An 11,240-nucleotide genomic window follows, 5' to 3' on the forward strand; every position below is an offset into this window, starting at 1 on the left:
ATAAAGAGGGACAGACACCTATTTTCTTAAATAATTAATATTTTACTTTTAAATTAGTAGGTAACCCGATAAAGGGTAAGATCTTCCAATGTAGCAAAGACATGCTATGTTAACCACATGACCCAAGATTCTTAAGAATAGAATTTATAGGTGCTCTTTATAGTACCCAACGATGAAAGCCCAAAACCTCAAAGAGCCGGCTATCTTTAATAAAGATAGCAGATTATCTTGCTGTCTATTATAGTACCCTAAGCAGAGTGACTAAAAAGAGTAGAGCGGGAAGATGAAGAGTGATATGGCAAAGTCCGACCCTCGTTACTCTTGCAAGATTTGTAGAGAAGCTTAGCAAAGTTTTTTAGTTAAAGTCGAAAGTAAGACCTAAGAAGAAAGTCAATAAATAGGTGTCTGTCCCTATTATTCCATATTGAGTTAAATTTTCCGTAATCACCAGTAGAGATTTTATGCCAGAAAGCTCAAAGTCAAATATCTTGACAAAAAAAATAAAATAGATAAGATAATATTATATTGTTTTCATTTTATAAAAGGAGGTAAATAAAATGAAAAAACAAAAATTAATACTCGCGATAGTTCTGATAGCAATTCTTCTCTCTTCTGTGGTTTCTTTTTCATCAGCAGAGGCAAAAAAACTCTACATACCTTTAATTTCAAAGGGATTCCAACACCAATTCTGGCTGGCAGTTAAGGCCGGGGCTGAACAAGCTGCCAAAGACTTTGATGTAACCATCACCTTTGAAGGACCCGAGAGCGAGGCTATGGTGGATAAGCAAATGGATATGCTTCAGGTCGCTATTGACAAGAATCCTGACGCAATTTGCTTTGCCGCCGTTGACTCCAAAGCTGCCATTCCTCTGCTTGAGCAGACCAAGGAAAAAGGTATCCCCGTGATCGGTTTTGACTCCGGAGTTGACAGTGACATCCCACTGAGTACAGCAGCTACCGATAATATTGGTGCGGCTGCATTGGCAGCCGATAAAATGGCAGAACTTATCGGCGGAGCCGGACAAGTGGCAATTATTGCACATGACCAGACCAGCCGAACCGGTATCGATCGTGTCAAGGGCTTTACCGACAGAGTTGCCGAAAAATATCCAAACATCACCATTGTAGCTACCCAGTATGGCGGTGGGGATCATCTGAAATCGACAGACCTGGCCAAAGCTATCATTCAGGGCAACCCCAATCTTAAGGGTTTCTTTGGCGCTAACGAGGGTTCGATCATTGGTGTCTTAAATGCCGTACAAGAATTGGGAATGAAGGGCAAGCTGGTGGTTATCGGTTATGACTCCGGTCAACAACAGATGGAAGCCATCCGATCCGGTCTTCTGGCTGGCGCAATCACCCAGGACCCCATCGGTATTGGCTACAAGTGTGTTGAAGCTGCAGTGAAAGCCATTAAAGGTGAAACACTGCCTAAGTTCATCGACACCGGTTTCCACTGGTATGACAGCACCAACATTGATGACCCGGCGATTGCAGCGCTGCTTTATAAATAGAAACACCTTAGCAAAAACTAATAAATTAAAATAGTATAATAATAATGAGAGGCTGTCCAAAAAGATATGAGCAGCCTCTCATAATATAAATAGCTGTTTATCTGCTTATCAATAAAATTGATCATTTATTTTCATGAACTTGTATGTGACCAAAGTGAAATTTTTAATGATGAGGATGACCCATGGATGATCTACTGCTCTTGATGGAGGGGATTGATAAATCTTTTCCTGGCGTAGATGCCCTTAAAAAATGCCGGTTTGAATTAAAGGCCGGAGAAGTGCATGCCCTGGTCGGGGAAAATGGCGCCGGAAAATCCACTTTAATGAAAGTGGTTGCCGGCGTATATTCGAAAGACGCCGGGCGGATTTTTTATAAGGGCAATGAAGTGCATATTCCTAACCCCCGGGCGGCACAGCGTCTGGGGATTAGTATGGTTCACCAGGAACTTAACCTGATGCGCCACCTGACCGCAGCTCAAAATATTTTCATCGGCCGCGAACCGGTTCGGGGAGCACGGATTATACTGGATGAAAATACCTTAAATGACAAAGCTCAGGAAATCTTCGACATGCTGCATCTGAAGCTGAATCCCCGCACCAAAGTTGCGGATATGAGTGTTGCCAAGCAGCAAATGGTTGAAATTGCCAAAGCTCTTTCTTTTCATTCCGATGTACTGATTCTGGACGAACCTACGGCGGCATTAGCTTCTGTGGAAATTATAGAACTGTTCCGTATCATTCGCCAGCTTCGTGATAAGGGTGTGGGAATTATCTATATATCTCACCGACTGGAAGAACTCAAACAGATTTCTGACCGCATTACGGTGATGCGTGATGGCTTGTATGTGGATACGGTTCCAACACAAGGGGTCGAAATTGACCAGATCATCAAAATGATGGTAGGCCGCGTCATTTACGAATCTTCCCCTGAAATTCCCGAGAATCCTAACCAGGAAATCGTATTGGAAGTAAAACACCTCAACCGGGGAAAAGAGATTAAAGATGTCAGCTTCTATCTAAAACGGGGTGAAATATTGGGTTTTGCCGGTTTGGTGGGTGCCGGACGTACGGAGGTGGCGCGCGCTGTATTCGGGGCGGATCCTTTCGATTCAGGGGAAATCATGGTTAAAGGCAAGAAGGTCAAAATCAAAGGCCCGAGCGATGCAGTGAGCCATGATATTGGTTACCTCTCTGAAGATCGGAAGCAATACGGATTGTGCCTGGGATTGGATGTAGAAACCAATATCGCGATGGTAATCATTAGCAAACTAACCGGTTTTTTGGGGTGGATACAAAATATAAAAGTACACGAGATTGTGAAAACCATCGTCGACAAGTTATCCATAAAAACCCCGAGCTTGAATCAGAAAGTGATGAATCTTTCAGGCGGTAACCAGCAGAAATTGGTGGTGGGTAAATGGCTGGCCAAAGATACCGGTATTTTATTATTCGATGAACCTACCCGCGGCATTGATGTTGGGGCAAAGAGCGAAATTTATCGATTATTGAATAACCTGGCTCATCAGGGAAAATCAATTATTATGATTTCTTCGGAACTTCCGGAAATTCTTCGTATGAGCCATCGGGTCGTGGTAATGTGTGAAGGCCGGGTTACCGGTGAATTGGACTATGGAGAAGCAACACAAGAAAGCATCATGCAGTTGGCGACGCTTCGAAATGGCGGAAATGTATCAAATAACTAAAGGAAGGGATGAATTTGCTTATGAAAACCGAAATCATTACCCGAGAGAAAAAAACACGGTCAGATACCGTTCAGAGATTAATGGCTTTCGGGGCTTTAATCATCATTTTTATTGGTTTCTCTTTGGCATCTCCTTACTTTTTCACCTTCCGGAATGTCATCGGTATACTCATTTCTACCGCTGTTAACGGCCTCCTTGCTATCGGGGTAACCTTTATTATCATTACCGGGGGCATTGATTTATCAGTTGGTACGGTCATGACACTGTCGGCGGTGATGAGCGGTGTATTTATCACTTATTGGAATCTACCCGTTCCCTTAGGAGTGATGGCAGGAATATTGACCGGGAGTACGGCTGGTTTTTTTAATGGTATTCTGGTCTCCAAATTTAAATTACCGCCATTTGTTGCCACCCTTGGTATGTTGAACGTGGCCAGAGGATTTTCGCTGGTCATTTCTAAACTCAGCCCCATTTATTTTGACCTGGATAAGTCGGTCAGCAGCATTGCCATGGGTTCAATTCTGGGCAAAATCATTCCCGGATTTGAAATTCCCAATGCCGTGCTGATCATGTTCGGGTCTGCGATTATTGCTGGTCTGATCCTTTCCAAAACCATATTAGGACGGTACGCTTATGCAATCGGCAGTAATGAAAAAGCAGTCCAGTTATCCGGGGTTAATATTATTTTTTGGAAAACAGCCATCTATACAGTCGCCGGGATTTTTATCGGTATTGCTGGTGTGGTCATCGCTGCCCGGTTGAATTCTGCCCAGCCCTCGCTGGGGCTTGGCTACGAACTGGAGGCAATCGCTGCGGCGGTTATCGGCGGTACTTCCTTGAGCGGTGGAGAAGGCACGATATTGGGCACCATCATCGGTGCATTTATTATTAGCACACTCACCAACGGCCTGCGCATTATGTCCGTACCGCAAGAATGGCAGATCGTTATCACCGGCTTCATCATTATTGCTGCAGTGTATCTGGATATTCTCCGCCGTGGAAAGCAATCATAAGCTTACTAACATCGAAATAAAACCCTCGACCTAACACTTTTTTTCCCAAAAAAGAAGGACTTTTAAAACTTATGTCGAACATAACTACGGGTATATTGGGTATCAAATTTCAACTTCATACTAAACTATTTATTTCCTAATTTACAGTAAGGTTTTGAAATTGATCTTTGGATGGGAGTGAAACTTGTTTTTAAAAGTTTATACCAAAGAAAGGAGGGATAAAAACGAAAGTAATTTTTTAGGCATTAAAAATTGTGAGGAAAAGACTAAGAAGTTTTACTGAAACAATTATAAAATCTAAAAAATAAAAGAGGTGTATAAAAATGAAAAGAATTATTTTGTTTTTAGGGGTCATTTTACTTTTACCGGCTTTGATGATTGGCTGTGCTCCTTCCGGTACTTCACTACCCATAATAACAAATTTTAATGCCAGCCCCGCCACGATTGATGAGGGAGACAGTTCTACTTTAACCTGGGCGGTTACCGGAGCCAGTAGTGCGATGATAACTCCGGATGTTGGCAGTGTGGCATCAACAACCGGTAGTTACCTGGTCAGTCCTACAGAAACCACTACCTATACCCTGACCGCAACCAATACGGCAGGAAGTTCTACAGCCAACGTTATAGTAACCGTGAATACGGAGATGCAAAAAGCCATTGATGTGGTCGTTGAAGAAATCTTACCTGACATTCCGGAAGTTCAATCAGGAGACCCCTATTGGTGTGTAAAGTTAGAGGCTTCCCTGCCTCCTGGGGCCATTATTTTGGAGGATTCGGGAACGGCTGCCAAGGCAAGCTTTCAAATGACCTTGGAAGAGGAAAAGTTTTTCTTCTTTCTTGATTTAGCTCCCAATTCTTTTTACGAACATCCGGTAAAATATATCCTGGTGGATAAAGAGGGTAATCATGAAGAGTATGATGCTGGTTGGTGGCCGAAAATTAATGGTGTTGTTCCCGAAGCAATCTCAAAAGAAGTTCCCGATGAAGAGGATGTAGTGCAGACCAACGTTTCACTTAAAGCACATATTGGGACTGTCTTAGATTACGTATTTCCGCCATTAGTCAGTCAATGGTCTGAAGGTTTCATTGTCGTGCAAGGACTGATGCCTACAGAGAATCTGTATGACTGCGCGGTAGATACTTATCTGAACGGCATTAATTTTTTTAATGCCTATAAAAGTACTTTTTCCAGCGTCGAAGGACTGGTGCAGACGGATGCCCTCCAAGTGTTAGATACCATTGACCAGATGGCTGAAGAAGGCAAAGACATGATCACTATTTACATCATTGCCCATGGAAATGTTGATCTTGTACGACTTGGTGGCCAATATTTCTATGCCTCTCAGTTCCGTAGTAAGATGGCTGCTCACCCGGATATCATCTTCAATTTCATTTTGGGTTCCTGTCATGCCGGAAGCTTTATCGATAATCTCAGTTCCCTGGATAATGTCTGTGCCATTGCGACCGCTTGCTCTTCGGATGAAGGAGCTTCGGGAGATGTAGACGAATGGGGCAGCAGTGATGATTATAATCCAAGTGATGTCGGCAGTGAATGGACCAGTTCCCTGATTGCGGCCATGTTTAGTATTGCACAGGATTCTACTAAAATGAATAATATTCAAACCTGGGCTTACAATAATGAAGTTCCGGTAACCTGTATGCTCATTTGCGAGGCAGGTTATGGAGCTTTAGGTTATCAATCGACATTAGGTTTGACCCATAATTTGGATTTTTCTAATGTGATGAGTTGGAGCCATCCTAATCATTATTGTTGCTGGGAAACATTGTATTAAAAATAAAGAGAAAATAAAGAAGGACAGACACCTATTTTCTTAAATAATTAATATTTTACTTTTAAATTAGTAGGTAACCCGATAAAGGGTAAGATCTTCCAATGTAGCAAAGACATGCTATGTTAACCACATGACCCAAGATCCTTAAATAGGTGTCTGCTTGGGTTCAAGTTACAAATGCAACACCTAACTTTGGTATAATATACCAGAAGAAAGGAGTTGCATATGTCCCATTGTTATCAGTTAAGTATTAATGAACGTGAAGAGATCAGCCTTGGATTAGCCCAAAAGTTTAGTAAAAACTGTATTGCGCTATCTCTTGGCCGATCATCTAGTACTATCTGTCGCGAAGTCAACCGTAACACGGCAAACGGGCAAGCCTACAGAGTGGTTAAGGCTCAAGGTCGTGCTGATAAGTTAACGCATCTGGTCCGCAAAAAACGAAAAATGGATAGGAATCTACCGTTGAGAGACTACGTTCTTTTACACCTGGACCAATTATGGTCTCCGGAACAGATTGCCAAACGCCTAAAAATATTATATCCTATGGATATGGCAATGCAAATATCACCTGAAAGCATCTATTCCTATTTATATGTTTTGCCGCGTGGCGCCTTACGGAAAGAATTGGTTAAATGTTTACGCTACCATCATATCAACCGCCGAATACACGGCAAGTCTCGTCAGAAACCCTGCCCCATACAGGACTATATCAGTATTGAAGAACGTCCTGCCGAAGTAGCCGATCGAACGATTCCTGGCCATTGGGAAGGCGATCTTCTCATGGGACATAATAATGGTTCTGCTTTGGGCACCTTAGTTGAACGAACCACCCGTATGACCTTCTTGGTTCAACTGAAAGATAAAGATGCTACCGCAGTACGAGAATCTTTCGCGAAAGAATTTAAACATCTTCCCCAAGGCTTAAAGCGTTCTCTAACCTATGATCAAGGCCAGGAAATGGCAGAACATAAACTTTTTACCAAGAGTACAAAGATTCAAGTTTACTTTGCGCATCCCCACTCACCCTGGGAACGTGGTACCAATGAAAATACCAACGCTTTGATTCGTCAATTTTTCCCCAAAGGTACAGATTTTTCCAAAGTTTCGCTTAAGAGTATCAAAAAAGCACAGGATATGCTAAATGACCGGCCACGGAAAACTCTAGAATTTTTAACGCCGCATGAGGTTTTTTGTAAACTGTTGCATTAGCAACTTGAACATAAGCAGACACTTATTTATTCCTATTTGGTGTAATGTATTTATTATAATATCTCTTATATCTGAATAGCAAAAAATACTTCCTTAAATAAATAAATCAGCCAAGATTAACTGAAATATTTTGCCAAGAATTTGATATGATCTCTCCAATATTATTATGTATTGTAAAATTCCCCAAATAATTCTTCATCTAAAGGCTTATTTTCTGGAATAGGAACACTTACCCAAGTCACATTCATATAATGTTTTAAATGAATATTTTCATTGGTAATGTTTCCGCCCCATATACCGCATCCCAAACTTGAAGTCATGGGCATACCATTGGTAAATGAACCTGCATTTGCTTTGGATTGCGGTTGACGTACCATAATCCTGCTTACTGGTGCAATTAAAGCTAATTGATGGATATTTTTTTCATTAAAAGAGTAAATTCCGCAAGAATGACCTTTCCCGCCTATTTCAAAAATTGCTTTAACCATCTTAAGAGCATTTTCAAATCCTTTATAGTGGTATATTGCCATTACAGGGGATAATTTCTCCTTGGAAAAAAGATAGGAATCACCTATTTCTTCCTGTTCTGTTATGATAAAGGATTTTTCTTTAGAAATAGTAAATCCGGCAATTTTGGCAATTTCTAATGCATCAACAGCAATAGTATTGGCTATTCTTCTTCCTTTTTCATCCCATAATGCCTTTTTCAGTAATTCACTCTCTGCCTGATTGGCAAGATAACCGCCTTCTCTTTGTAATTGGCTTAAAAATTGATCATAAATACTTTCTTCTACGATCACATTTCCATCTGCAGAACATCCCGAACCATTATCTGAAGTTTTACTCAGCCTAGTATTCAAGGCTGCATGTTTAATATCGGCAGTTTCATCTATAACAATGGTTGAATTGCCAGCACCTACTCCATAAGCAGGAGTTCCTGAACTATAAGCTGCCTTAACCATATTTTTACCGCCAGTAGCCATAACTAAATCCACCTTGCTCATTAAATAATTAGTTAAAGATAAATTGGGATGTTCAATGCATTGGAAAACATCAGGATTTACCCCCAATTTCTCTAAAGCTACTCTCATTAAACGAACAGTTTCATTAGTCGTTTTTTTTGTACGGGGATGGGGTGAATAGATTACCACATCTTTACACTTCAAAGAATATAAACCAGTAACCGGAGGAGTGAGGGCGGGATTGGTACAAGGTATAATAGAAGCAATTATACCGGCTGGTTTAGCGTATTTAGTAATTCCCTTTTCTGGAATTTCCTCAATAATACCCATACTTTTTACACCGAGCACATCTCTTAAGACACCTTTTATCTTAACTCTTTTCCCTGGACGACCATTATAATTCCCCAATCCACTCTCTTTTACTCCCATGTGGGCAAGGTTAGTAAAAATGTCTTCTTTTGCTGTAGCCCAAGCAATGGCTTGACAAAAGCGATCGATCTCAGCTTGGTTATATTTTTCGAGGTCTTCCATCGCCTTTTGCGCATTTTCTATTAATTTATCAATATATTGCCTATCTTCATCGCTTATAATCTTCTCGTGTTTTTTCATTTCAATTTTTCTCCCATCTTTTATACTTTTATTTTATAGATTGCCCCTTTGAAAATAATGGTTTAAAAGCATGACTATTTAAAGCATGAGAATCGTACGGATAGATTTTTTTTACTGCTTTTGATATTAATTCCTTATCAATATCTCCGTATTGGATCTCTAAGCCTTCTAGCATATTTATTAAATCTTCTGTGGCGATATTTCCCGCTGCTCCCGGAGCAAAGGGGCAGCCTCCAAATCCACCAAAAGAAGATTCAATCCATTGAATTGGATATTCTAAAGAAACTAATGTATTTGCCAATCCAAATCCCATAGTATCATGAAAGTGTATTCCATAATGTATATCACTGGGACACTCAGGTAAAAGTGTTTCCCAAAAATTCCTTATTTGTAAGGGATTTGCATTACCTGTTGAATCAGCAAAATTAAAATACCTAATTCCCATCTTGTATAATTTACCCACCATCTCTGATACTTTAACAACAGGCTGATTCCCTTCAAATGGACAGTGGAATGCAGTAGCTAACCCCACTTTTATTTGTGGTGAACCTTTTTTCTCTTGATATAGTTGTATAATCTTCCCTAATTGGTCAAATGATTCATTGTGAGTTTTATGGATATTATTTTGGTTGTGTTTTTCGCTTACTGAGATAACATAGGTAATCCGATTAACCGCTAACTCTTGCGCTAATTTAGCTCCATATAAATTAGGTACTAAAGTAATTATATTTAAATCACTAAACTTTAGCCCTTTTATCTTTTCGACTAATTGATAAGCATCCTTCATTTGAGGTATTGCTTTAGGGCTTACAAAGGATGTAACTTCAATATTTCTTAATCCAGAATGATATAGAAAATCTATTACATTTACTTTTTTAATAAGGGGAATATATTTTTTAATATTCTGCAATCCATCCCTGGGACCAACTTCTACAATACTAATTTTCCTTTTTCCCATGATAAATCTTTTTCTCCTTTATAATAAAATATACCGTGTTAATTTAAAATATTTTACAAAATATTTTTTCAATTATTTCTAAACCGGAGTTTAGTTGCTCTTCGGTAATGACTAGAGGAGGGGATATTCTAATAATATTTTTATATGGTCCGGAACTTAATAATATCACTCCGTTTTCATATGCTTCTTTTAATATTTGTTTTACTTCATTCGCTGCAGGCTCTTTGGTTATTCTATCTTTAACTAACTCCATTCCAATCATTGATCCTCTTCCTCGAATGTCACCAATGATTGAATATTTTTCTTTCATTTTTTCAAATCGCGAGAGAACAATACTCCCAATCGAATTTGATTTTTCAGCAAAATTATCTCTTTCCATGATTTCAATTACTTTTTCTGCCGCAACACAAGATAAGGGATTACCGCCAAAAGTACCTCCTAAACCACTTGCTTGAATAGAATCCATTATTTCAGCTTTTGCAATTACTGCTCCTAATGGCAATCCTCCTGCAATAGACTTTGCAGTTGCAATGATATCGGGAACAACATTCCAATATTCACTAGCAAACATTTTTCCACTTCGGCAAAATCCACTTTGTACTTCATCTGCAATGAGTAAAATATTATTTCTCTCACAAATCTTTTTTATTCTAAAGATAAATTCATCTGGTGGCACTATAAATCCACCAGTACCCTGTATTGGTTCCAAAATAACTGCTGCAACATTTCTTGGATTTGTTAATGTAGACAAAATTTCATTTAAACGTTCTGCGCATCTGAAATTACAATTTTCCTTTTTTAGACCATAAACGCATCTATAACATGATGCAAAAGGAATTTTATGAATACCAGGTGCAAACGGACCAAAACCTAAACCAAAAGGATCAATTCTACCATTAAGAGACGCTGTTAATAGGGTTCTTCCATGAAACGCACCTTCAAAAGATATAATATCTGACTTATTCATATATCCCCTTGCAACTTTAATAGCATTCTCAATTGCCTCAGCTCCACTATTAACAAATATTGTTTTTTTCTTATAATCACCAGGAGATATTTCTGCTAATTTTTTAGCCACATTTACATATGATTCATATTTCATAATGTTAAAGGCTGTGTGGAAATATTTTTCTACCTGTTTTTTAACTGCCTCAATTACTTCTGGATTACTGTATCCAATATTTACAACGCTTATACCAGCGCCGAAATCTATAAAAATGTTACCATCACAATCTTCTATTACTGCCCCTTCTGCTCTTTTAATAAAAGAAGGTACTATATTATAAATCGCTTTTGGGACATATTTTTTGTCTAGTTCAAGAAGCATTTTGGATTTTGGACCTGGAATATCAGTTTTTATAACTGGATTTTTATAATTTCTTAACTCCTTCATATTTTTTACACCTTTCTAATTAGATTTTTAAGATTGCAACATTTGTTTATTTTACTTTATTTAATTTTAGAATGGTTAAAGGC

The 11,240-nt window shown here is 39.2% G+C and carries 8 protein-coding genes; 5 read left to right on the forward strand and 3 right to left on the reverse strand.

What is annotated here, in order from left to right; genetic code table 11:
* The first annotated feature begins 557 nt into the window (after positions 1 to 557).
* The 5 genes from ENO17_05380 (at position 558) to ENO17_05400 (ending at position 7,235) form a co-directional block, all read left to right on the forward strand.
* Positions 558 to 1,514, forward strand: a complete 957-nt coding sequence (locus ENO17_05380; GenBank protein HER24457.1) for a BMP family ABC transporter substrate-binding protein — start codon at positions 558 to 560, stop codon at positions 1,512 to 1,514.
* A gap of 182 nt (positions 1,515 to 1,696) precedes the next feature.
* Positions 1,697 to 3,217: a sugar ABC transporter ATP-binding protein gene (locus ENO17_05385; GenBank protein ID HER24458.1), complete on the forward strand. Its 1,521-nt coding sequence runs from the start codon at positions 1,697 to 1,699 to the stop codon at positions 3,215 to 3,217.
* Positions 3,218 to 3,237: 20 nt separating this feature from the next.
* Positions 3,238 to 4,230 (forward strand): ABC transporter permease, encoded by a 993-nt coding sequence (locus ENO17_05390; GenBank protein HER24459.1) that lies wholly within the window; start codon positions 3,238 to 3,240, stop codon positions 4,228 to 4,230.
* 323 nt (positions 4,231 to 4,553) lie between these two features.
* Positions 4,554 to 6,023: a hypothetical protein gene (locus ENO17_05395; protein ID HER24460.1), complete on the forward strand. Its 1,470-nt coding sequence runs from the start codon at positions 4,554 to 4,556 to the stop codon at positions 6,021 to 6,023.
* 225 nt (positions 6,024 to 6,248) lie between these two features.
* Positions 6,249 to 7,235, forward strand: coding sequence for an IS30 family transposase (locus ENO17_05400; GenBank protein HER24461.1), 987 nt, complete (start codon positions 6,249 to 6,251; stop codon positions 7,233 to 7,235).
* Between the two features lie 164 nt (positions 7,236 to 7,399).
* On the opposite strand, the gene ENO17_05405 is transcribed toward ENO17_05400, so the two are convergent.
* The 3 genes from ENO17_05405 to ENO17_05415 are packed head-to-tail and all read right to left on the reverse strand — an operon-like array spanning position 7,400 to position 11,157.
* A complete protein-coding gene (locus ENO17_05405) occupies positions 7,400 to 8,806 on the reverse strand; it encodes an aldehyde dehydrogenase family protein (GenBank protein ID HER24462.1) in 1,407 nt (468 codons plus the stop codon).
* A gap of 28 nt (positions 8,807 to 8,834) precedes the next feature.
* A complete protein-coding gene (locus ENO17_05410) occupies positions 8,835 to 9,764 on the reverse strand; it encodes a hydroxymethylglutaryl-CoA lyase (protein HER24463.1) in 930 nt (309 codons plus the stop codon).
* A 43-nt stretch (positions 9,765 to 9,807) separates the two neighbouring features.
* Positions 9,808 to 11,157, reverse strand: coding sequence for an aspartate aminotransferase family protein (locus ENO17_05415; GenBank protein HER24464.1), 1,350 nt, complete (start codon positions 11,155 to 11,157; stop codon positions 9,808 to 9,810).
* Between the last annotated feature and the right edge of the window lie 83 nt (positions 11,158 to 11,240).

The sequence above is a fragment of the Candidatus Atribacteria bacterium genome (assembly GCA_011056645.1).
Lineage (GTDB): Bacteria > Atribacterota > Phoenicimicrobiia > Phoenicimicrobiales > Phoenicimicrobiaceae > Sediminicultor > Sediminicultor quartus.

Bases quoted from the DNA above. Each gene is read 5' to 3' on its own strand.
- ENO17_05385 (HER24458.1), top strand. From the start codon at position 1,697: ATGGATGATCTACTGCTCTTGATGGAGGGGATTGATAAATCTTTTCCT.
- ENO17_05400 (HER24461.1), top strand. From the start codon at position 6,249: ATGTCCCATTGTTATCAGTTAAGTATTAATGAACGTGAAGAGATCAGC.
- ENO17_05380 (HER24457.1), top strand. From the start codon at position 558: ATGAAAAAACAAAAATTAATACTCGCGATAGTTCTGATAGCAATTCTT.
- ENO17_05390 (HER24459.1), top strand. From the start codon at position 3,238: ATGAAAACCGAAATCATTACCCGAGAGAAAAAAACACGGTCAGATACC.
- ENO17_05395 (HER24460.1), top strand. From the start codon at position 4,554: ATGAAAAGAATTATTTTGTTTTTAGGGGTCATTTTACTTTTACCGGCT.
- ENO17_05415 (HER24464.1), bottom strand. From the start codon at position 11,157: ATGAAGGAGTTAAGAAATTATAAAAATCCAGTTATAAAAACTGATATT.
- ENO17_05405 (HER24462.1), bottom strand. From the start codon at position 8,806: ATGAAAAAACACGAGAAGATTATAAGCGATGAAGATAGGCAATATATT.
- ENO17_05410 (HER24463.1), bottom strand. From the start codon at position 9,764: ATGGGAAAAAGGAAAATTAGTATTGTAGAAGTTGGTCCCAGGGATGGA.